We start from the raw sequence: 20,432 nt of genomic DNA on the forward strand, positions 1-20,432 counted from the left end.
TTTTTCATGGAGGTGGGTGATATGTAGTGCGGCAGTTCGTTGACACCGGGACGGGTGAGGTGTTCTACGAGGAACAAATTCTCCGACGCCCCGATGAAATCGTGAAGGTATTTCGGCCAGCAGGCCGCAGCGTCAAATTCGTGAAAATCAAAGCCAGCCAAAAGGCAAAGCGACGGCTCAGGAAGCTGTCACTCGCTGAGGCTGGTTTTTTGTTGAAAATAGCGCCGTATGCCAGTGAGGGAACAAACCTACTGGAAGGTGATAACGAACGAGGACAGAAGGGCATACCGCTTACGGTTAAAGAACTTGCCCGGATCGCAAATTGCTCCTATCTAACAGCACGCAAGATCGTGAATACATTCATTGAGCTGCATGTCTTACGCCGTACCGATATGGAAGGGCGGTCAGCATTGGCGATCAATCCCCTGTACTCGCTCAACGGCAAGTCAGCAGAAGCAGCCCTCCTGCAGCTTTTCAGGAGGGAGATATCGGAGGCAGGGGAGGATCCGAATTCGGATTAGGGGGTCGCCAGAAGGTAACAACCTCCAAAACCTTGAGCCTCTAAGCGTTATAGCCATTATTGGTAGTGATACAAAACGTATACTTTTCCACCTAAATAGTAGTCGTTTTGTAACACTAAAAAAAGTGCCGACAGCCCCACAGTAGCAAGCACTACACCGATTTTGGGGATGGCAATATTCTTTATTCTTACTTTATTGCCACGAAGGAGCTGAACAGCATGGATATACGGAAAATACCCGTCTCAATGATCAAGGCTGCTGAGTATAATCCACGGATTGATTTGCAACCTGGTGATCCCGAATACGAAAAGCTGAAAAGGTCCCTGGAAGAGTTTGGTTACGTTGAGCCTCTTGTTTGGAATGAGCGTACCGGAAACCTCGTTGGTGGACATCAGCGGTTCAAAATCCTCACCTACGAACAGCATGCTGCAGAGGTTGAGGTCTCAGTCGTTAATCTGGATGACACCCGAGAAAAAGCGCTCAATCTGGCGCTGAACAAAATCAGTGGGGCTTGGGATGAAGAGAAGCTGGCCCAGGTACTGGCTGATCTGCAGGAAAGTGACCTGGACATCTCACTTTCTGGTTTTGACGATGAGGAAGTCACGGAACTGCTCAGTGAATACATGGACATTCAAGTGGAGGATCCAGTCGTTGATGATGATTTCGACGTGCAGCGGGCGTTGGATGAGATCCGCGAGCCTGAGACCAAACAGGGAGATATCTGGCGTCTTGGGAAGCATCTGCTGATGTGTGGTGATTCAACCAGTCAGCAGGACGTGAAATTGCTCATGGACGGGGATAAGGCTTCACTGGTTGTCACTGACCCTCCGTATAACGTGGCATTCAAAAGCGAATCTGCGGAACTGGCTGCTGACGGCAGGGAGAGCATCATGAATGATGACATGCCCATGGAGCAATTCGAGGAGTTTCTTGGGCATGTATTCCGGAACTATTCGACCCACATGGATAATAAAGCAGCTATTTATGTTTTCCATCCATCCAGCTATCAACGTGAGTTTGAAACCAAAATGAACGAAGCAGGCATTGTGGTCCGTACCCAATGTGTCTGGGTAAAGAATGCAGCCACTTTCGGGTTTGCTCAGTACAAATACAAGCACGAGCCTGTCTTTTATGCGCATTTGAAAGGACAAGCCCCTGCATGGTATGGCGATCGCAAACAAACGACTGTCTGGCGATCAGGGCTTCCTGACGAGGAGCAAGTACCCGAAACAGTCTGGGAGGTCTCGCGTGGTGACGTCAGCAAGTATGTTCACCCAACCCAGAAACCTCTTGAGCTACTGGCGATCCCGATCGGTAACAGTAGCCAAAAGGACGATATCGTTGTGGATCTTTTCGGCGGCAGTGGCTCCACACTCATGACCTGCGAGCAGATGAGACGCAGTTGCAGAACCATGGAGCTGGATCCAAAATTCTGTGATGTGATCAAAAGGCGCTTTAAACACATGACAGGCATCGAGCCGCTTCTGGTCAACACTCAACCAGAAGCAGTCTAATACATTTAATTCTATGTATTTTGCTTTTTCAACTCTTCAAGAATTTCTTTTTGGAGTTTTTGAATTTCGTAGGCTCTATTTGATTCATCAATACCGTGTTTTACAGCAGTTTTAATGACTAAATATGCAATAAACGCAGCAAAAGCATAAATACCTATTCCGATTAATATGCCCATGGATATCTTTCCTCTCCTTATAAGATATAGGAGGACGCGCTAACGTCCCCCCAAGCATCCGGGTCACCCCGGCTGAGATAGCGAAACCTGCGGCCGCAGTTGTCATCATCACTCGCTATCTCGTTTTCCATTTTACAGGAAAGCCGAGGGTGTCACAATGAAAAACACAAACGGTTGTTCCCTATCCGGTACAGATGATCTGCTCCTTCAGCACGAAGTTGGTATCATGGAGGGCATCCTTGAGTCCAAGGAGCAGTACCGTAAAGTCGTAAAAGCAGCCATAGGTAAATGGGTGAAGGACTTCCAGTCTGGCCACATTGAAATCAAAACGGTTGATGACCTGAAGAAGCTGATCGAGCTGGACATAGAGCTGCAGAAGGACGAAATTTGATAGTACCTATACAGGGTGCCTACAATTCACATGATCATCAGGAGACAACTCTCTTACCGTTACATCTTTCAAATACCATCCTCCAGCATCGTTTTTTATCTTTACCGTAAATAGGTGTTTAGGCGGATTGTGTGGTCCTTCAAAGGTTTCAAACTGTAACGACACTTCGAATAGATAACTTCCTGGCTGTTGTTTTTCTATCTGCAGAATTTTGACGCACCAGTATTGCTTGAGGGTACCAAAATGTTTTGTAATCGCTTCTTGAATTTGTGGGGAAAGAGATGCAATTAAAGCGTCTTCGAGCAGCATGTGTTGGTGTACGAGCTGAGGTGAGGTTGCGTCGATCTCCACGGGGATGGCAAGAACGCCACCTAACAGGCATATGCACAAGATAATCCATTTCACAAGAATCACCCTCCATTTGGTCATTCTCTCCATTGAATTTACAAAACACCCCTAATGCGTGGTACGAAAACAATCCTTTAATTCCTTGCCGATTTGGGGTGGTATGGGGACCAGCCTATTAAATAAGCAGGAGGAATTTAGAGCGTCTTAAATAGGCGCTACTTCAAAAATGCCTACAGCCAGCTAGTTTGAGGAAGAAATTGGAGCAGTAAGGTTAATTTATCGAAGTAAAGCAAAATGGCAAACAGACAAATAATGATTCCGCCAATTTTCATGAAAGTGCTGGCGTATTTAGTGATCCAGCTTATTTTGCCTACAAAAAATGTCATGATAAAAAACGGTATGGAAAAACCAAAGGTGTAAGTAACGGTATAAAGAAAAGCGTCGGATGGATTGGATATTCCTAATACGATGATGCTTGATAACAGTGGACCTACACAAGGAGTCCAAGCAGCAGCATAAGTAACTCCAACCACCATGGATCCAAGATAGCCGATTGGCCGATTTTTCAAGTTTACACTCCATGTTTTCTGTAACCAGTCAAATTTGAAGAAATTTAACATAGTAAGACCGATGACGAACAGAAGTATTCCGCCTAGCTGACGAATTAACTCTTTGTTGCTAGAAAAGAGCTCACCTATAAAAGACGTTGATAAACCTAATGCTACAAAAATAGAGGAGAAACCAAGCATAAAAAAAAGAGTATGTAGGAGGGGCTTGCTTTGAAATATAACTTTTCCCTTCTTAACCTCGTCTACAGTTATTCCTGTTATGTAAGACAAAAACGATGGATATAAAGGGAGTGAACATGGGGAAAAAAACGAAAGTAACCCTGCGAGAAATGAGATGCTGACAGATGGATCTGAGCTCATATGTCCCTCCGTAATCCATAATTTAACACCTATTATAAAGTAATGCCCCGAAAAGAGAACTTTCGGGGCATTTTTCTTACACATTTTAGTTTTGACTCACTGTTCCTTAATACATCCAGGTAATAGTGTTTCCGTCTGATTCATAAACCGAGTCTTTGGGAAACGAACACAAATAACCGGGGGTGGGTGATATGTAATGGCACGAGCAAGAAGTCCAAATCGCGAACTTGCTGAAAAGATGTACCTGGAGACCGGCGGGACCATTCTGCTCAAGCAGATTGCCGAGCAGCTCGGGGTTAGTGATTCACAAGTCCGAAAGTGGAAAAACCAGGACAAATGGGATACCAAGCTCAATAGTAACGTTACCAATGGCAAAAGTAACGTTACCAAAAAGACAGGAGCACCAAAAGGCAACAAAAACGCTGCTGGGCACGGTGCTCCGAAGGGGAACAAGAACGCTGTGGGGAATGCTGGTGGCGGGGCACCCAGACGGAATACCAACGCTGTCAGGACAGGAGAGTATCAAACCATCTGGATGGACGCGCTGTCTCCTGAGCAGCAGGACGTGGTTGCGCGGGTCAATCTTGAGCCTTTGGAGCAAGTGAATCAGTCGATCACGCTCTACGCTTGGCGTGAAAGGGAGATCATGCTTAAAATTGCCGCGCTCGAAAGCGGATTGACCGAGAAGCAACGACGGGTGCTGCAAAAGAGACAGGCCATTAAGGAAGCGGTACCTGTTCACGACGACAAGACCGGCCAGACAAAGACGATCTCTGTTTCCCGCGAGGAGCTGGTCATTGCAGAGCTGGAGGAAACAGAGTACAGGGCAATTGATGACATTCTTCACCTGCAGGATGCCCTCACACGAGTGACAGACAAGAAACTCCGGGCAGTCGAGATGAAGCATAAGCTGATGAGTGGTATCAACCCTGAGACGGTCAACATTCAGCATTACCTGGAGGCGTTGGGCACAGTTGCTGAGGAAGCTTGGGGCGATGAAGAATGAAAAAGGGCGGAGCAAAATTTCAGTTCAAGCCTTTTTCCCTCAAGCAAAAGAAGCTGTTGACCTGGTGGACGAATAAGAGTCCTTTTCAGGATTACGATATGGTGATTGCGGATGGTTCTATCCGGTCTGGAAAGACCATCTCTATGATCGATAGCTTCCTCATGTGGTCCCTTTCGGCGTTCCAGAACCAAACCTTCATCATCGCTGGGAAATCAATGGGGGCGCTTAAGCGGAACGTTCTTCAACCGATGTTCCAGATCCTGAATGCAAAGGGCATTCCGTATTTCTATCACAGGTCGGAGCATTACATTTCCATCGGCTCCAACGTGTATTACTGTTTCGGGGCCAGTAACGAAGTGAGTCAGGACGTCTTGCAGGGTTTGACGGCAGCCGGAGCATATGCGGACGAGGTCGCGCTGTTCCCGCAGTCTTTTGTTGACCAAATGGTTGGTCGCTGCTCCGTAGATGGGTCAAAAATCTTCATGAACTGTAACCCGGCTGGTCCCTACCACTGGTTCAAGTTGGAGTACATCGACAAGGCGGAGGAGAAGAAGATTCTGCGCCTTCACTTTACGATGGACGACAACTTGACGCTGTCGCAAAAAATCAAAGAGCGCTTCAAGCGCATGTTTAGTGGCGTTTTCTATAAACGCTTCATTCTCGGCCTTTGGGTAATGGCCGCTGGCATCGTATATGACATGTTTGACGAAGAGGTCCATGTCATTGATGAGCTACCGGAATCGTTCGACCGTCTGATTGTCGGCGGCGACTACGGTATGAATAATCCGACAGCATTCCTGCTGATCGGGCAAAAAGGGAATGACTTTTACGTCATCCGGGAGTATTACTATGGAGCTGGTCAGAAGAAGGGTCAGAGTGAAGAAGAGGTCCAGGCAAGACAAAAGACAGTGGCCCAGTACGTGGATGAATTTATTCGGTTCCTTGGAAGCGATAAGCCGCAGTACATATTTCTTGATCCATCTGCAGCTGCGCTTATCATTGAATTGAAAAAACGTGGGCTCACGAATATCAAAGGGGCAAGCAACGACCGGATTGACGGCATTCAATTAGTCCAGCAACTACTTGGCGGGCATGAAGGCCGTCTTTTTGTGCATCGGTCCTGTGTCAATCTGATTCGTGAGTTCTTCTCCTATCTCTGGGATCCAAAAGCACAGGCAAGGGGAGAGGATGACGTGATCAAAGAAAACGACCACGCACTGGATGCACTGCGATATGCCTTGTTTACAATCTGGCACCTGATACGCAAAGCAGCTGCACGCGAAGAAAGACGACGTGATGGGAGAGGCGGATGGATCTGATGTCGAACGCAACAGGTTGGTATCCCATTGGAAAGTCACAAGGGACAGGTGGGAGCAAACAGCTAGTTACTGATCAATTCGAGCAAGACTATGACGAACACAAGCTGATACGACCAACGTTAGACCCTTTGGCTTGTGTTCAGGTGGTTAAACAAAGCAATATTATCCCTCAGTGTGTGGAGGCATATAAAACAAACGTAACTGGCTTTGGTTATACGTTGGAATACATGCCGGGCGAGAGCGATAAAACTGCAAAGGTAGAGTGGGACATTGCGGATCGTTTTATGCAGACGGCCAATCTGGAGGAGTCTATCGAGCAATTGCTGGGGCAACTGATTGAAGACCTTGAACACTGCGGAAACGCCTATGTTGAAGTGGCTTGGGGCGGTGGTCTGCCAGCTGTTTATCGAATTCCCCCTGAATACATGCGTTGTACAGCGCCACTCGAACTAGTCGATATGAAGTATAAGAGACTGGTACAGGGCAGGATAGAAGAGTTTACACAGAGCAAGTGGGTCAGAAGGTACGCCCAAAAGCGAGGAACGAATATTACGTGGTTCCGTGAATTCGGGGCGCCTGGCGAAGGGAATGAAGTCATACACCTACAGCTTGGAAATGGGACATACGGAGAGCCTCGATGGTCCGGTAACTCGCCTGGGATTGTGGGATCAAGGAAGGCCGAGGAGCTCAACTTCGATTACTTTGACAACGGTCGAATGCTGGCAATGATTTTGACAGTGATGAATGGTGAATTAGCGCCACAGTCGATCGAAGCTCTAAAGGGAGCGAAGGGAAAGAAGTCACAGGGAGGCATCCTCTATCTCGAAGTGCAGGGATACGACAAAGGGATGCTTGGTGATGAAAAGGAAAAGACGAGCATCAAGTTGGACAAGCTGAATGACTTGCTCCAGCAGGATGCTCTTTTTATTGAGTACAACCGGGAAAAACGAAAAGAAACCCGTTCAGCATTCCGGGTCCCGCCAATCCTCACTGGCGAGTCAGACGACTACAATCGAGCTACCAGTGATAATGCCCGCAGGATTGTAGAGGAACAGGTATTCCAGCCGTATCGAAAGTGGATCATGGATGAGATCTTCAACAAACGACTGCTGCCTGCTATCTCTGTGTACCGAGTAAAGGCAATCCTCCGTAGTCCCAAAATCAGTGACCCAGACGAGCGGAAGGCCATGCTTGATTATCTGGCTGACCGAGGCATTCTAATTGTCCGCGACTTGATTCCGATTGCCGAGGAAGTGCTTGGGACAGTCATTGACGAGAGCCGTTATCCTGATGGCTATCTGGATACACCAATTATACAGCTGATGCCATCCCAGGCTTCACTCGGTCAGTCGACGGATACGGAGCCGGAAGAGAAACTCGCAGCCATCGCCAAGCGGCTACTTCGTGAAACGAGGGAACGCCAGCATGTGTGATCGATGCCTGCATCTGATTGCCAAAGCGGACGACGATGACTTTCTCGATAGCTTGGATTTGACGCATGCGGAGCGTCAGCTGCTAGAGAAGCTGTATAAGGAAGGCGAGGAGTCGATTGCAGACCTTCTGGAACTACAGGGCAAGGCGCTTGATGAAGCCATTCAGGAAATGAGCGATGAGTTGGCCGCTGATCCTGATGAGCTCTGGAAAGTCATCGTCCAGATTCAAGGTGGCGATTATTTTCAAGAGAAGTTCGAGCAGGCTGTCTACGACGCGTTCATGCCCTTGTTCCATGTCGCAGGAGAGTCCGAAGCCATCGGAATTAATGCAGACGTAACGTGGGAGCAGGAAAACAAAGCAGCGGCCGATTTTGCTAAGAGGCTAAAGCAGCTGGTGCCTGCTATGAATGAAACGTCTGCTGACCACATGCTTCGATCTTTCCACCGTGCCATTGAAGTAGGGAAGACACCTGCCGAACGAGCAACACTTGTGAAAGAAGTAAGCAAGCAGGCAGCGTCTGGGGAAGAGGGGCCATTCACTATGACCAGAGCCGTTACCATCTCCCGGACCTTATCCACGGCGGCTGCCAATGGCGGGAAGCTGGAGGGTTGGAAGCAGTCTGGCCTCGTGAAGAAGAAACGCTGGCGAGCAGCCAACAACAAGCGCACGAGGAAGGACCACAAAGATGCAAACGGCCAAGAAGTTGACATTGATAAGCCGTTTAAGGTAGGAGGTGAAAAGTTGATGCATCCAGGCGATCCCGCAGGAAGCGCAAAACAAATCGTGCAATGTCGTTGTTCTATGCAGGCTGTTTTCTAAAGCGAAAGGAGGTGAAGAAATTGGGTAAGAAGTACGCACTGAAAGACGCAAGGATCACACATATTTCCCTCGTCGATAAGGGCGCCAACGGAAAACCATTTGCCATCATCAAAGAAGAAGGCAAGGAGGCACTGCAAAAGGATATCCGAATTGCTAAAGCAGACAAAGCCAAGCAAATCGTTTACGGCCTTGTGTACGAGCCAGATGAAACGGACGCCCACGGCGATACCATGACTGCAGACGAAATCGAGAAGGCTGCCCACGGTTTCATGGAGCGCCAAAACACATACAACATCGATAAGCAGCATGATCTGGATGCCGACAAGGGGTATGTGGTGGAATCGTACATCGCTCCAGTCGACATGGATCTGGGCGATCAGGAGATTAAAAAGGGCTCCTGGGTAGCTGGCGTTAAGGTCACCGATGACGATACTTGGGAACAAATAGAAAAAGGCGAGATTACCGGCTTCTCCATGTGGGGAGTGGGGAAACGCGAGAAGATTGAGGAAGCCTCTTCAGAAGCCGACGATGAAACGGTGGAGAAGGGGCTTTTGCATACGATCGCCAAGGCACTGACTCGTATCGTCAAAGGTGACGTAAAAGACAAGTACGAGCGCAACAAGAAGAACAGCGACTTCTGGAACGCTTGGAGTGCCTTTGAATCCACGATCAAACGATATAACTGGCAAACGGATCGTTACGAATTCGAAAGCGATCCCGAAAAAGCGAAAGAAGCTATTCAGGAGTTTGCAGACATCTTGCAGGACGTTCTTGGTGCCAAGGACATCGCTAAGGCGCTCGGAAAACCCCCTGAGCAGATAGCCAAGGCAGGCAAAAAGATTTCAGCTGCTCGCCTCGACAAATTGAAACAAGCCCATACCACCATTGCAGACCTTCTGGCTGAGGTGGAAGACAAGGAGGAAGATGACGTGAAAGCAGAGGACATCCAAAAAGCAGTAGAAGCGGCCATGTCGCCTATTACTAAACAATTGACCACCCTTCAATCTGAAGTAGCAGACCTGAAAAAGGCAGACGGAGGAGAGGCTCACGATGACCAACAAACGGATCCAGCAAGCGCCACGTTGACAGACGCTCTTGCAAAAGCACTAGAACCCATTACCAAGCAGATGGAGACGCTGGGACAAGAAGTGCAGCTGATCAAAAATGCGCGTGGCTCTAGCCAGCAGCCGCCAGCTGGTGACCCGATTCAAAAAAATGAGGACGACAGTTCTTTTGATGGACTGTTGTAAGGAGGAATAAGGACATGAGAACAAACGGACAAATCATTAGCAAAGCAGCGACGACAACTGCGAGCGACTCTTCGGCTCTTAACTTCAAACAAGTCGAAAAGTTCATGGACATGGCGTATGATTCTACAGGTTTCCTTAAAGGAATCCGTCACGAAACCCGTACGTCCGCGCAAGGCACAATCGATAAGATAGGTGTAACGGGACGAAACTTGCGTTCGAAAATGGAGGATACAGAAGCAACCAACACAAAGAAACCAACATTTCCACAAGTTCCTTACTCGGTTACTCCTGTTGTGCTGCCATTTGAAATTACAGAGGAATTCATTCGCCAAACCCAGCGTGTTCGCGGGCAAAATGCTGAGGAGGTTATCCTTCGCCATATGACATTGAACTATGGCGATAACATGCAGGATCTGGGCTTTAACGGTGACATTGCTACGTTGAATACTGATCCGGATTATGACTTCTTGAAGATCAATGACGGATGGTTGAAGCTGGCTCAGACAACAGGCAACTACATCGATTGGGCAACCATTACTGCTGCTGAGAAAACAGGTATCCTTTTTGAGCTGGAACGTGCTATCCCGACTCGTCAACGCACAGGTGGAACGTTCAAATACTTCATGCATCCGAACACGTATTCCAAACGACTCCAGAAGCTGGCCGAAATGGATAACTCGGCTTCTGTACAGCTGCAGATTACTGGCGGAGTGAAGAAGATTAACTCCTATGATGTGGAAGAGGTCGCACACATGCCTGAAGGAGCAATCTTGTTCACGTACCAGCCGAACTTTGTCATGGTACACACTTATGCCATGCAGATCCGGAAGACTACGGAAGGTAAAGAAGCGATTTACGCTGACAAACGCTTCTACGCAATCCACTCCGACTTTGACCCGATCTTCGAGGAACCGGCAGCGGTAGCCTACGTTGAAGGGGTTGAGTTTTAATGATCGTTAGATTCACGGGGGAAAATGCTTCTCTGCAAGCCTTTGGGTATCGTTTTGAGAAGGAGAAACCTGTTGAAGTGAAAGACGACAAAGTGCTGAAGAAGCTGAAAGAGCGCGGCGACTTCGAGGTAGTCGAGGAGAAAGCCGCCTCCCGTAAAAAAGGCGAGGGCACGATCACCACTAAACCAGAAGAGGGTGCAACCGATGCTGACGCCGGAGAAAGTAAAGCAGCAGAGTAGTACGCGGGCCGTTCAGGATATGACTCCTGAGCGGCTTTCCTATCTCATAAGCGAGGCCAAGATTCGGATTGAACTATTCACTTCTCGCCAGTTTGTGGAGGACGATAGTCGTCTTGAAGTGGCACACTTCCGTCTGGTTGAGGCAATGGCTTTGACAGACAATGACGAGACGCTCGGAGCGGAGGCGCGCGGCATAACTACCGAATCCGATCAGGGATACTCATGGTCCGTTGAAAGGGCGAGCGTCACCACAGGCAGTGCACTGGTGGATTCCCTGCTGCGGCAGTGGATGGCTTTCACAGCAGAGGCGAGTGACGGCGGTAACGTCAAGGCGATACTCCTATGAACCACCGCATGAATGATCTGATCGTTCTGAAACGGACGGAAACGGGGCAAGATGGGCGAAATAGAATCAACCCTGTGGAATTACCCCCCCGAACCGTAAGGGGCTGTATACGCGGCGTGGAATCGGCGTGGCAACGCCCGGCGAATGCTGACCCGGTGACGTGGGAGTACAAAGCCACACTCGGTTTTCTACTAAGGGAGGATGTCCGAAAGGATGACGTTTTGGAAATGCCGGGGCATGGTGAGTTTGTGGTCGTTAACGTTACGCCTGGCCGCCGCCTCTTATCCGTGATCGCCCTTCAGGAGAAACGAGGTGCCGAGTAGTGGACTTCCGTGAATTCCAAAAGCGGATGGAAAAACTCAACCGGAACATGCCCCAGGCACTCGAGCGCATCTTGTATCTGCTTGGGGAAGAGTTGATGAATCATGTCATCGAGGAACTCGGCAGCCAAGACCTGATTGATACCGGTACGCTCTGGAACTCGTTCTCTCAAGGAGATCCCAACAACGTCTGGGAGTTCGATGCCGACCGCAATTCCCTTACGCTTGAGGTCGGTTCTAATCTGACCTATGCCGAGTATCTGAATGAGGGATACACGATCGACAAGCCCTATTTTGTTCCCGGCTATTGGAACGGAGTAGGGAAGTTCATATACGACCGAGAGGCAAAAGGCGGCTTCATGGTTCGCCCGCGTAGCTTCATTGGCCGCAAGTATTTCGATATCGCCTTGAAAGATTTCCAAGGCGGCATGCAGGCCCTGCTGGAGAAATTGCTGCAGGCTGAGCTTGAAAGGATGGTGAGGTAAATGAATCGGGAATTATCCTGCTTGATTGATCTGATAAACGAGGCGTACCCGGATCTCGCCATCCTGGACAGCTTGGACGTATGGTTATCCGGGAATTTTAAGCCGCCTCTTGCTTTCATCCAAACCCAAGATGTAACCGAAAGAGGCAACACTCTGTCGTCGTACAAAATCATCTCCGACGCTGGAATCGTGTTGCATCATTGCAAAAAGAAGATCGGCGGCCAAGAAGTATATGAGCCGATAACCACTGAGCCATTGCGGCAGCTACTCCGGAGAGAAAAGTACAGCTTCCGCGGAAAAACAGATGGGCTGTTTATCAACATCGACAACACGACGCTGCGGGTCCGGTCGGATAAGAAAGATCGTACGGAAATCACCTTCCGGTTTGAATATCTGGTTGCCATACCAAAGGCTCCGGTAGAGAAGATCAACACATTTGAGTTTGAAGAGGAGTGGTCCTAGTGGCACGCAAAGACCCACAAGTAGATCCCGCTGATCTGAAACGGACCAGAAGGGATTGGATCGAGAGCGCAGCTTACTTGAAAGCCGAGAGGTTTGAAGTGGCAGGCGCTCTTTTTGATTGCAAAGAAAACGAATTGGTAGCCGAGAGCGAGGTTAAAAAGCGGCTGGCCAACTATAAAGGCGGTGTATAACGTATGTCCATTAATCGCGAACGTCCTGGCGTGACCGTTGAGCTGATCGCGAAAGCGCAGGAACGTGTTGAACCAAAGAGCGGTGTGGTACTCGTCCCGTATCAGTCTGAATGGGGAAGTCCGAACACAGCTATAAAAATGGCTGGATACGAAGAGCGTTATAAAGAGACGCTCGCACTCGTTGACACCGTCGAGCTGGCTGCTGCAGGCGGAGCTACTGTCCTCGGCTACCGTGTCACCAATGGGAACGAGGTTAGCGCCAAGTATGTGCAGGCAAATGCGATCGAGATTGCAGCCCTTTATCCGGGTACATACGGGAATAATCTCCGTGTGACGATCGCAGCATCCTCGGCAGAGCCCGGTAAAAAGGAGCTGCAGGTTAAAGACGAAACGGGAGTCCTTGAAAAGTTCTCGTTTGCAGATGCTGACGAGCTGGTGAAGAAGACGGTGCTGTCCAACTATGTGCGTGCCAAGAAGTTGGGAACTGATGCAGTGACCGACGCTACTGATGCTCAGTTTACTGGCGGCATGACCGGAACTGCGCCCCTGACGTCAGCCGATTTTACGAAAATCTTCAATGCTGTTTCGGGATCGGACTTTGACACGCTGTACCTGCCTTCTGATGACGCAGCAGTCCAAGCAGCCGCGAAGCAATTCATCGCGGATCGCCGCACGCTGTCGAAGAAATTGAGCACGCTGGTCATTGGCGGGAAAGAAGCCGACGACCTGGATATGACGAAGCATACGGAGCGTTCTGTCTCCATGAACGCACGCTATGTCGTGAATAGCGCGATCGCAGGCGAACACAACAACGGCAAGACCTACAACAGTGTGCAGTGGGCCGCTTGGGTGGCGGGCATGATTGCAGCAACGCCAGCTGATCAATCCCTGACGGCGATCGTGGTCCCACTAAAAAGGGCAGCAAAGGACTGGGGGCATACCGAGATCCTGAACGCGCTCAGTACCGGTACGCTGATTGCTACTCGCGACGGTGATGTGTACATCATCGAGAGTGCCGTCAACACCCTGTCTACGATCGGGCCGAATGAGCGGGAGGACTACGGAAAAATCCGCGTCAGCATGACCATTGACCAAATCATGAACGACTTGATGGCAGCAGGGAAGAAATACAAAGGCAAGCTAGACAACAACGATCTTGGGGGAGCTGTCTTTGTCGGTGCGGTAAAAGCATACCTGATTGTCCGGGAGCAACAAGGAGCCATTGATACCGGATGGACCTTTACCGACAAGAAAAACGGGGTAGGCGACCGCCGGGGCTTCCTTCTTTCGGCCAAGCCATTGGATGCCATTGAGAACTTTGATGTGGATTGGGAGGTGCTATAGACCATGGCGCAACGTGACTTACTCCTAAAGAATGCCCAAGCCTATAACGAAGACGGGGACCCGTTTCAAGGGTTGATGGAAGGCAAGGCCGTACAAAAATTTACGTACCTCGAGGTTCCCCGGCTGCAAAAGGGGACACGAAAGGTGATCGATGAGACGTACATCGAAGTCACCCTGACCATGTCATCTATTGATGCGGATCTGAAATACTTTGCGCTCGAGCAACTGGTAAGAGGAAAGACTCCGATCATCCCCTTCATCATTTGCGAGGCCGTTGATAAAGAAACGGGGAATGTAGAGCGGCTGCGTATCTCGGAAATTTCCTTGGATCCGGAAGAGCTGACCCTGTGGGAAGCCAAAGCGGAAGGGAACGACCGGGCAACGTATGTCATTACCGGCCGCAGTAATTTGGAACCAGACTTCTTGGAAAAACTGCCTGAATACGACGAATAGGGGGAACGAACATGAGTAAACTGGAGAAATACCTTACGAAAGCACAGGAGCCGGTGCAACGTCAGACTGGCTCTGTAACCATCGATGGGGACGCGTGGAAAGTACGAGAATTGACTTTCTCCGAAAGTCGTCAGGCATTCAAGCTGGCTGAGGATGGGAATGGGAGATTTGACACATTCCGCTACAACGACATCCGGATTGTGAAGTCGACGGAACACGACTTTCCTTGGAATAACATTGAGCTGCTGAAGGCGTACAAGGCGAAAGACAAGTACGATTTGCCTGTGAAGTTATTTGAGCATAACCAAGCAGGCTACCAGGCACTGCTGGACAAGGTGAATGAAGTGAATGCCAAGGTGAAAACAGAGCAGGAGGTCGTAGAGGACCTAAAAAACTCATCCGAACCGACGGAGAATCCAGTCACCTCTGTCGGGCATTCCTCAACGGACGAGGACGCCCAGCAGACCTCGTAGAGTACGAGGTGGACTTATATATGCAGAAGTTGTTTATCATGGCGTGCCAAGCTGTGGAAGCAGAGGAGATGGAGAAGGCAAAAGGGTAGCCTTCTCCTAACTTTATAAGGAGGATTAATACTGTGGAACCGAAGTTCGTCTTTAACTACAGCCTTATCGAGTTTCCAGACTGGCTACTTCCCTTCAAGGATGAAATGGGAGAAAAAATGGCCGAAGCTTGCGGCAAAATTCATGCTGAGTACCTACAAAAAGCTCAGAAATCATCATAAAATACTGATTTTGGTAGACCGCATTTGCTGCACGCTTCGGTATTTATTTGATGAAACCCACCTGGGAAACCGACTGATGCTGCCTCAGGGCATGAAAGAACTAGAGAAGCAATCGTATCTGTGCGGTTGTTTGGGTCTTGGATACCTGAAGAAGTTCCGGCTATTTTCCAACCAGCATTGAGTAATTCTGATTGAAGTTGGGCTTTTTGCTCATCACTTAATTTTCTGATATGAAGTGTATGGTCCATTTGGCTCACCTACTTCCAATTGTTACCATTCAACACAGAGGAAGGAGAATCCTATCGGAGAAGGATGCCTTCTCCCTTTTCCCGAGCGAGTGAAGGTTGGGGAAGAGTCGAATCTTGTCGTTTGTTCCCGATTTGTTTGCACTGACTCAAAAAGTGAGGTGAGGTAGAATGTAGGCGGGAGGGGAAACAATGCCGAAATTTTTATATTGGACGTTAAATGTAGGACTAATATTGTTAATAATTACAGCGATTATAGGGGTTTTTAAACCAAGTTTGATGAATAGGCCAGGACAAAAACCCAAGTCTCGAACATCAATGATCATAAGCACAATTGTTTTAATCGCCATTTACACCGGGCTATCTGGAGCATATTCAGGTAGAGAGGAGTCTGTAAATACAGTACCAGCACCTGTTATTTCGGAGGCTGAAAAAGCGAGATTTAACGAATATGCCCATGATATAAAAGGAGGGCCATTCGTAAAGAGCGCCGAGATAATCGGAAATGAAGCCAAAGTTATATACTTTTCTGATACAGAATTTGAAGATTACAAGAATGCCAACCCCAAGAGTGTTGTAACGAAAGAAGAAATGCTTGGGTATTGGACATCAGGAGATGCCATAAATAAAAATCTAATGAGTGAACCAGTAAGGCTTTTGAGGGAATTCCCGGATTTGTCAAAAGTAAGTATGGGATTAGCCCTTCAAGGAAAAACGTACTCGGTGGAAATGACTCGCAAAACAGTAACAGACTATTTTGGAATCGATCTGAACGAGTTGAATGCTGATAGAAGCTTTGAACTTTGGAGCAAAAAGTTTGTTGATCCGTTTGTATATACGAAGGAAGAACGTCAAAAGTTTGCTAGCAAGTTTATAAAAGTTCAATGAATCTCGGCGCCCTTTATGGGTGCCATTTATTTTTTAAGGGGGGAAATTATGGGTGCAGTTGTTGGTATCACTGCTTATTTACAGGCAAAGAATCAATTAACGCCCGAGATTCAAAAGGTCGTCAATTTCTCTAAAAAAGCAAGAAAAGAGATGCTCCAACTTGATGATGCGACACAAGAAATGATCAAGGAAATGCGCAAGATTAAACAAACTGCTGAGCAGGCTGAACAAGGATTCAAACGTGAGATGGATCAAATGCAACGAGAAGTTAAAGAGTTAAAGCGTCAGTTAGGTGTTCTAGGTTCGACAAGAGCCAAACCAAAGGTGGATATTGATGAACGGGCCCGTCGTGAAATCGAAGCTATCAGACAAGAAGTAAAAGCACTGGATGGTACGAAAGCAAAAGTTCAGATTGAGGCTGCTGAAGCTGGCGGTGGCTCTTTCATGACAGGTGGAGTAGTTGGTGGAATTGTAGCTTATGGTGGGGCAGGTTATATAGATCAGTTATCAAATGAGACACAAGCAAATGCAAGGAGGTCTCTTCTGGGTAATACTCCTGAAGAAATGCTCCAATTCCAGAAGGAATCCCAGAATCTTTCCTTAATGAATCCGAATGTCGATCGCACTCACATTAAGGATTTAATGACGCAAGCAATTCGATTCGATGAGCAAAATGGTGTTGAATTCACTAAACAATCACTTCAACTCAATGCCATTAGACCAGATCTTGGCGGCGTTGAAGAATACCAGAAAACAATGTTTGCGATGCGCCAGGCTTGGAAGGAAGTTACTGATGTCGGGCGCTTTGGCGATACTCTAGCCGAAATTACAAGTACCACTACAGATATACGAGGTGAGGCCCTAGACTCAATCGTGGAATATTCAAGCCAAATGACAAAGTTTTTAGATACTCCTGAAAAACTAGGCGCTCTCGTAAAGGAAATGAACGGATTATGGTCGATAGATAAAGGTTTTGATGCTTTAAAGGAATCAACTCTAAAGCTTTATAATCAAGGAGATTTGACAAATGTACTCAAGACTGCCTATGAGACGCAAGGGTTAAATTCTGAAGATGCACAAAAACAAGCTACTGAAGAAGCCATGAAAATCACTAATCTCATCAACACTGGAACAACAGGTGAAAAGCAGTTTGCAGTAGGGGCACTAATGCAACAGTTGGGGAACGTAAAAGATGATAAAGTTCTTCAAAATTTACTTAATGAGCTAGGTGGTGGTCCAGGAGAAGACTTAGGAAGAGATATGTATGAAAAAATGATTAAAGCGGCAGGACGTATAGGAATGACGGACAGCAGTGAATTCAACTACCAAGGTAAATTGGATCAATCATATAAGACATATAATGATAACGATCCATTACGAGGATTCTTTGAAGCAAAAACAATGCTTTCGAATGAGTTAATAGGGTTGGGTACTGTCATAGCTCAAGAATTAGGACCCGGGATTAGAGGGCTGGGTAATGCAGTCAAGGTAACGAAAGAAGCATTTGATGTATTACCTGCATGGCTCGCAGTTCCTGCGTTAGTTACATCAATCGGTCTAGCAACGATTGGACTGTGGAAGTTCAAGGTTGCATTAGCAGCCGCTGAAGCTGCAGCGGTAAGAAGAAAACTTGGCGGTGACGTCTCTGATATCGACCTCCCAGACGGGCCAGACAAGAAGCGTAAAGGAGGCAAGGGTGGAAAGCGCAAGTGGTGGAACCCGTTGAGTTGGGGCGGCGACAAAGAGGCGCCACCAAAAAAGAACTGGTTAACATCTAAAGAAGCTGCTGATATGGCTTTTGGGAAGAACTCAGCAGTGGATGTGCCTGCTAAAGCCGGATGGCTGGACAAGCTTAAGAGCCTCGGTGGAGTATTGCCAAAAGGTGACGCTATTTTCCCTGGAGTGAAAAGCGCATGGGAAGGAGCAAAGTCGTTAGGGGGTAGTCTTTTCCGTAAACTCCCTATCATAGGTGCAGCAATTGGAGCAGGACAAATCCTAACAGCTGATGACAAGCTCGACATGGCTGGAAGAGTAGGATCTGAAGCCCTTGGGGGATGGGGAGGCGCGGCGGCGGGTGCTGCTATTGGATCAATAGTTCCAGGTGTTGGCACTGCTATTGGCGGCATTGTTGGTGGAATTGCCGGAGCATTCGGTGGTGGAGCGATGTTTGATAAGGTGAAGTCTTGGTGGAACGATGCGCCCGCCACGCCGCCGGACATTCATAGACCCATTCCTCCAGAGATAAGGGATCAAATAAGACCGACGGCTCCCGTGCTTGGTCCACCCATTCCTGTGGTGCCACCTGTCAAAGCACAAGAGGAGAAACCGAGGTCAGTATCTCTCACAATCCCACAATTATCGATCCCATTATACGCAGACGGTGTGCTGCAAGATGTCCCGACGATGTTACGTCTGCTCGATAATCCCTCTGTGAGCCAAAAGGTAAAGGACATCATCGAAAAGGCACTAATTGACGCTATGGAGACACGCGGGGGTGTCGCAACATGATTCGATTGCAAGGACAATACCGCCTTACCTTTCCAGTAACGCCCGGTGAAATTGAAATCAAAGGGTATGGGAATGACATTGAAAGCACGACGTCCATTACACTGATCACGGGAAACCGGATTTCCGGACGGCGTCCCAAGTCTATTTCCTTCGAATTTTTCCTGCCGGGAGATTTGGATTCTCCACTTATTGAGGTACAAGGATATCAAGGTCCACGTCCGTGGCTGGCCGGGCTGGATCGACTGACAGGATCGGAGGCACTGCTTACAATTGATGAATTGGACCTCGCTTGGAATGTGATTATCGGATCTTGTGATGGTCGTTTCAGGGGGACGAACGTGGACTGGCATGGGAGTATCGAACTCCCTTTGTTTGTCAAAGAGGAATACGTGTCTTGGAGCAATCAAACTCAGGTACTGAGTCCTGCCAGTGTGATTGCCAAGCCGAAGGCGGCTAGGCCCAATACGAGCGGAAAGAAGGCCAAAAAAAGTAGCTCGAACTCTCTGGTAAGTCCTGCGTTCCAAACCATCCAACAGCAGCGGGAACGGATTGATCGGAAACTAGCGAGTGTTAACCGAGCGATCGGGACGTGATGAAATGAAAGTAATTTACGGCAAAGAGTCAACACGCTATGATCTGACTTCCCCGTCCATGGAACTGTCTTGGTCATCCTCACGTGGCCAGATTGCGCAAAACTTAGATATCTGGATCAAGGATGCCCCGCCCCTACAGTCGGCGGGTTTTTTGATGCTCTTTTCTGGCTTCGAGCTGAAAGAATCGCAGCAGTTTTTTCACGGCCCGATTGTGCGCTTTGATCGAGACAATAAAACGGGCGATCTGAATGCAACAGCCTACGAGCTGAGCTGGTACCTCCAAAAGAACTCGGCGCCACGAATAAAAGTGAACGGGGACGCAGGGACAGAGCTGCAGCGCCTGATCAAAGCAACTGGAATCAATTTTTCGTGTCCGGCGTTCGGGTTCACTGTCAAAGAGCGGATTTCGCCCCAGCCCTTTACATCCCTGTTCACATCATTCACGGAGCAGGCTTACGAGAAAACGGGCTTCCGGTACTATGTGCAACACCAGCGAGACAAGTTGTCGGTATTACCTGAAGGGGCAAACAGTGTAGTCCCTATGTTCAGGGCAAACATGCTGGAAAGCAGCTCTACGGGTGAGAGCATCGAAGAGGTTTACACGGTCGTAACCGTTGAGAAATACAAAGACGACAAGATCGCCAGCAGCGTGACAAAAGAGAACGCAAATCTGATCAAGCAGATCGGGCGCATGGAAACTATTATCGATGCTGGAGAAGAGAAAAGCCTTGATTTTTTGGCAACCAAGCAGCTGACGAATCTGTCAAAGATCCCGAAAACGCGCTCAATTACCGTCAAGCATGAGGATGGCAACGCTGCACGGCTGCGTGCGGGCTGGCTGCTCAAGATTTTAGAGAAAGACAACGTGACGGTTACCGATTGGATCGTCACGAGCTGCAATGCACGCTGGAAGGGCGGTCAGTACACGATGGATTTACAGCTGGAAGGGAGGCCATAAC

27 protein-coding genes are annotated in these 20,432 nt (G+C 48.4%); 23 read left to right on the forward strand and 4 right to left on the reverse strand.

Annotated features, from left to right (window positions below):
* Window positions 1–26: 26 nt before the first annotated feature.
* Both JNE38_RS05360 and JNE38_RS05365 read left to right on the forward strand, forming a co-directional pair.
* Window positions 27–521, forward strand: a complete 495-nt coding sequence (locus tag JNE38_RS05360; protein WP_203355581.1) for a hypothetical protein — start codon at window positions 27–29, stop codon at window positions 519–521.
* Between the two features lie 218 nt (window positions 522–739).
* Window positions 740–2,035 (forward strand): site-specific DNA-methyltransferase, encoded by a 1,296-nt coding sequence (locus JNE38_RS05365; RefSeq protein ID WP_203355582.1) that lies wholly within the window; start codon window positions 740–742, stop codon window positions 2,033–2,035.
* A gap of 11 nt (window positions 2,036–2,046) precedes the next feature.
* On the opposite strand, the gene JNE38_RS05370 is transcribed toward JNE38_RS05365, so the two are convergent.
* Window positions 2,047–2,211, reverse strand: a complete 165-nt coding sequence (locus tag JNE38_RS05370) for a hypothetical protein (protein ID WP_203355583.1) — start codon at window positions 2,209–2,211, stop codon at window positions 2,047–2,049.
* 157 nt (window positions 2,212–2,368) lie between these two features.
* Here JNE38_RS05370 and JNE38_RS05375 point away from each other — a divergent pair, with 157 nt between their 5' ends.
* Window positions 2,369–2,602: a hypothetical protein gene (locus tag JNE38_RS05375; RefSeq protein WP_203355584.1), complete on the forward strand. Its 234-nt coding sequence runs from the start codon at window positions 2,369–2,371 to the stop codon at window positions 2,600–2,602.
* Between the two features lie 6 nt (window positions 2,603–2,608).
* On the opposite strand, the gene JNE38_RS05380 is transcribed toward JNE38_RS05375, so the two are convergent.
* Together JNE38_RS05380 and JNE38_RS05385 are read right to left on the reverse strand one after the other, a co-directional pair.
* Window positions 2,609–3,007, reverse strand: a complete 399-nt coding sequence (locus JNE38_RS05380; protein WP_203355585.1) for a DUF3888 domain-containing protein — start codon at window positions 3,005–3,007, stop codon at window positions 2,609–2,611.
* Window positions 3,008–3,180: 173 nt separating this feature from the next.
* A complete protein-coding gene (locus tag JNE38_RS05385; protein ID WP_203355586.1) occupies window positions 3,181–3,879 on the reverse strand; it encodes a cytochrome c biogenesis CcdA family protein in 699 nt (232 codons plus the stop codon).
* A 196-nt stretch (window positions 3,880–4,075) separates the two neighbouring features.
* Here JNE38_RS05385 and terS point away from each other — a divergent pair, with 196 nt between their 5' ends.
* The 16 genes from terS to JNE38_RS05465 all read left to right on the forward strand — a co-directional run bounded on the left by terS (window position 4,076) and on the right by JNE38_RS05465 (window position 15,239).
* Window positions 4,076–4,885, forward strand: coding sequence for a phage terminase small subunit (gene terS, locus JNE38_RS05390; RefSeq protein ID WP_203355587.1), 810 nt, complete (start codon window positions 4,076–4,078; stop codon window positions 4,883–4,885).
* Entirely contained in the window at window positions 4,882–6,204 is a 1,323-nt protein-coding gene (locus JNE38_RS05395) for a PBSX family phage terminase large subunit (RefSeq protein WP_203355588.1), read from the forward strand. The genes terS and JNE38_RS05395 overlap by 4 nt, the downstream gene beginning before the upstream one ends.
* The gene (locus JNE38_RS05400; RefSeq protein ID WP_238933565.1) at window positions 6,195–7,637 is read left to right on the forward strand and encodes a phage portal protein; all 1,443 of its coding nucleotides are present in this window, start codon (window positions 6,195–6,197) and stop codon (window positions 7,635–7,637) included. Before JNE38_RS05395 ends, JNE38_RS05400 begins: the two co-directional genes overlap by 10 nt.
* Window positions 7,630–8,457 (forward strand): phage minor head protein, encoded by an 828-nt coding sequence (locus JNE38_RS05405; RefSeq protein ID WP_203355589.1) that lies wholly within the window; start codon window positions 7,630–7,632, stop codon window positions 8,455–8,457. The genes JNE38_RS05400 and JNE38_RS05405 overlap by 8 nt, the downstream gene beginning before the upstream one ends.
* 20 nt (window positions 8,458–8,477) lie before the next feature.
* Entirely contained in the window at window positions 8,478–9,707 is a 1,230-nt protein-coding gene (locus JNE38_RS05410) for an XkdF-like putative serine protease domain-containing protein (protein ID WP_238933566.1), read from the forward strand.
* Window positions 9,708–9,721: 14 nt separating this feature from the next.
* Window positions 9,722–10,657 carry a phage major capsid protein gene (locus JNE38_RS05415; RefSeq protein WP_203355591.1) on the forward strand — a complete coding sequence of 312 codons (936 nt, stop codon included), beginning with the start codon at window positions 9,722–9,724 and terminating at the stop codon, window positions 10,655–10,657.
* Window positions 10,657–10,896: a hypothetical protein gene (locus tag JNE38_RS05420; protein WP_203355592.1), complete on the forward strand. Its 240-nt coding sequence runs from the start codon at window positions 10,657–10,659 to the stop codon at window positions 10,894–10,896. Before JNE38_RS05415 ends, JNE38_RS05420 begins: the two co-directional genes overlap by 1 nt.
* Entirely contained in the window at window positions 10,862–11,242 is a 381-nt protein-coding gene (locus tag JNE38_RS05425) for a head-tail connector protein (RefSeq protein WP_203355593.1), read from the forward strand. The genes JNE38_RS05420 and JNE38_RS05425 overlap by 35 nt, the downstream gene beginning before the upstream one ends.
* Window positions 11,239–11,565 (forward strand): hypothetical protein, encoded by a 327-nt coding sequence (locus tag JNE38_RS05430; RefSeq protein ID WP_203355594.1) that lies wholly within the window; start codon window positions 11,239–11,241, stop codon window positions 11,563–11,565. Before JNE38_RS05425 ends, JNE38_RS05430 begins: the two co-directional genes overlap by 4 nt.
* The gene (locus tag JNE38_RS05435; RefSeq protein ID WP_238933567.1) at window positions 11,565–12,047 is read left to right on the forward strand and encodes an HK97 gp10 family phage protein; all 483 of its coding nucleotides are present in this window, start codon (window positions 11,565–11,567) and stop codon (window positions 12,045–12,047) included. Before JNE38_RS05430 ends, JNE38_RS05435 begins: the two co-directional genes overlap by 1 nt.
* Complete coding sequence (locus JNE38_RS05440; RefSeq protein ID WP_203355595.1) at window positions 12,048–12,509, forward strand: hypothetical protein; 462 nt, start codon at window positions 12,048–12,050, stop codon at window positions 12,507–12,509. It begins immediately after the preceding gene.
* Window positions 12,509–12,700: a hypothetical protein gene (locus tag JNE38_RS05445; RefSeq protein ID WP_203355596.1), complete on the forward strand. Its 192-nt coding sequence runs from the start codon at window positions 12,509–12,511 to the stop codon at window positions 12,698–12,700. Before JNE38_RS05440 ends, JNE38_RS05445 begins: the two co-directional genes overlap by 1 nt.
* 3 nt (window positions 12,701–12,703) lie before the next feature.
* A complete protein-coding gene (locus JNE38_RS05450; RefSeq protein WP_203355597.1) occupies window positions 12,704–14,044 on the forward strand; it encodes a phage tail sheath subtilisin-like domain-containing protein in 1,341 nt (446 codons plus the stop codon).
* A gap of 3 nt (window positions 14,045–14,047) precedes the next feature.
* Entirely contained in the window at window positions 14,048–14,497 is a 450-nt protein-coding gene (locus tag JNE38_RS05455; RefSeq protein WP_203355598.1) for a hypothetical protein, read from the forward strand.
* A gap of 11 nt (window positions 14,498–14,508) precedes the next feature.
* Window positions 14,509–14,970, forward strand: coding sequence for a hypothetical protein (locus tag JNE38_RS05460; RefSeq protein WP_203355599.1), 462 nt, complete (start codon window positions 14,509–14,511; stop codon window positions 14,968–14,970).
* A gap of 122 nt (window positions 14,971–15,092) precedes the next feature.
* Window positions 15,093–15,239, forward strand: coding sequence for a hypothetical protein (locus JNE38_RS05465; protein ID WP_203355600.1), 147 nt, complete (start codon window positions 15,093–15,095; stop codon window positions 15,237–15,239).
* On the opposite strand, the gene JNE38_RS05470 is transcribed toward JNE38_RS05465, so the two are convergent.
* A complete protein-coding gene (locus JNE38_RS05470) occupies window positions 15,224–15,487 on the reverse strand; it encodes a hypothetical protein (protein WP_203355601.1) in 264 nt (87 codons plus the stop codon). The two genes, JNE38_RS05465 and JNE38_RS05470, sit on opposite strands and share 16 nt — an antisense overlap.
* A 189-nt stretch (window positions 15,488–15,676) precedes the next feature.
* Here JNE38_RS05470 and JNE38_RS05475 point away from each other — a divergent pair, with 189 nt between their 5' ends.
* From JNE38_RS05475 to JNE38_RS05490, 4 genes are read left to right on the forward strand one after another with little or no spacing between them, the layout of a single operon-like run.
* Complete coding sequence (locus tag JNE38_RS05475) at window positions 15,677–16,372, forward strand: hypothetical protein (protein WP_203355602.1); 696 nt, start codon at window positions 15,677–15,679, stop codon at window positions 16,370–16,372.
* A gap of 48 nt (window positions 16,373–16,420) precedes the next feature.
* Entirely contained in the window at window positions 16,421–18,880 is a 2,460-nt protein-coding gene (locus tag JNE38_RS05480; RefSeq protein WP_203355603.1) for an AAA family ATPase, read from the forward strand.
* Window positions 18,877–19,473, forward strand: a complete 597-nt coding sequence (locus JNE38_RS05485) for a hypothetical protein (protein WP_203355604.1) — start codon at window positions 18,877–18,879, stop codon at window positions 19,471–19,473. Before JNE38_RS05480 ends, JNE38_RS05485 begins: the two co-directional genes overlap by 4 nt.
* A gap of 4 nt (window positions 19,474–19,477) precedes the next feature.
* Window positions 19,478–20,431: an XkdQ/YqbQ family protein gene (locus JNE38_RS05490; protein WP_203355605.1), complete on the forward strand. Its 954-nt coding sequence runs from the start codon at window positions 19,478–19,480 to the stop codon at window positions 20,429–20,431.
* Window position 20,432: the final 1 nt, after the last annotated feature.

Origin of the sequence: Brevibacillus choshinensis (assembly GCF_016811915.1) — a bacterium.
Taxonomy (GTDB): domain Bacteria; phylum Bacillota; class Bacilli; order Brevibacillales; family Brevibacillaceae; genus Brevibacillus; species Brevibacillus choshinensis_A.

Bases quoted from the DNA above. Each gene is read 5' to 3' on its own strand.
- JNE38_RS05365 (WP_203355582.1), top strand. From the start codon at position 740: ATGGATATACGGAAAATACCCGTCTCAATGATCAAGGCTGCTGAGTAT.
- JNE38_RS05370 (WP_203355583.1), bottom strand. From the start codon at position 2,211: ATGGGCATATTAATCGGAATAGGTATTTATGCTTTTGCTGCGTTTATT.
- JNE38_RS05375 (WP_203355584.1), top strand. From the start codon at position 2,369: ATGAAAAACACAAACGGTTGTTCCCTATCCGGTACAGATGATCTGCTC.
- JNE38_RS05385 (WP_203355586.1), bottom strand. From the start codon at position 3,879: ATGAGCTCAGATCCATCTGTCAGCATCTCATTTCTCGCAGGGTTACTT.
- terS (WP_203355587.1), top strand. From the start codon at position 4,076: ATGGCACGAGCAAGAAGTCCAAATCGCGAACTTGCTGAAAAGATGTAC.
- JNE38_RS05395 (WP_203355588.1), top strand. From the start codon at position 4,882: ATGAAAAAGGGCGGAGCAAAATTTCAGTTCAAGCCTTTTTCCCTCAAG.
- JNE38_RS05400 (WP_238933565.1), top strand. From the start codon at position 6,195: ATGGATCTGATGTCGAACGCAACAGGTTGGTATCCCATTGGAAAGTCA.
- JNE38_RS05405 (WP_203355589.1), top strand. From the start codon at position 7,630: ATGTGTGATCGATGCCTGCATCTGATTGCCAAAGCGGACGACGATGAC.
- JNE38_RS05415 (WP_203355591.1), top strand. From the start codon at position 9,722: ATGAGAACAAACGGACAAATCATTAGCAAAGCAGCGACGACAACTGCG.
- JNE38_RS05420 (WP_203355592.1), top strand. From the start codon at position 10,657: ATGATCGTTAGATTCACGGGGGAAAATGCTTCTCTGCAAGCCTTTGGG.
- JNE38_RS05425 (WP_203355593.1), top strand. From the start codon at position 10,862: ATGCTGACGCCGGAGAAAGTAAAGCAGCAGAGTAGTACGCGGGCCGTT.
- JNE38_RS05430 (WP_203355594.1), top strand. From the start codon at position 11,239: ATGAACCACCGCATGAATGATCTGATCGTTCTGAAACGGACGGAAACG.
- JNE38_RS05440 (WP_203355595.1), top strand. From the start codon at position 12,048: ATGAATCGGGAATTATCCTGCTTGATTGATCTGATAAACGAGGCGTAC.
- JNE38_RS05450 (WP_203355597.1), top strand. From the start codon at position 12,704: ATGTCCATTAATCGCGAACGTCCTGGCGTGACCGTTGAGCTGATCGCG.
- JNE38_RS05455 (WP_203355598.1), top strand. From the start codon at position 14,048: ATGGCGCAACGTGACTTACTCCTAAAGAATGCCCAAGCCTATAACGAA.
- JNE38_RS05460 (WP_203355599.1), top strand. From the start codon at position 14,509: ATGAGTAAACTGGAGAAATACCTTACGAAAGCACAGGAGCCGGTGCAA.
- JNE38_RS05470 (WP_203355601.1), bottom strand. From the start codon at position 15,487: ATGGACCATACACTTCATATCAGAAAATTAAGTGATGAGCAAAAAGCC.
- JNE38_RS05475 (WP_203355602.1), top strand. From the start codon at position 15,677: ATGCCGAAATTTTTATATTGGACGTTAAATGTAGGACTAATATTGTTA.
- JNE38_RS05480 (WP_203355603.1), top strand. From the start codon at position 16,421: ATGGGTGCAGTTGTTGGTATCACTGCTTATTTACAGGCAAAGAATCAA.
- JNE38_RS05485 (WP_203355604.1), top strand. From the start codon at position 18,877: ATGATTCGATTGCAAGGACAATACCGCCTTACCTTTCCAGTAACGCCC.
- JNE38_RS05490 (WP_203355605.1), top strand. From the start codon at position 19,478: ATGAAAGTAATTTACGGCAAAGAGTCAACACGCTATGATCTGACTTCC.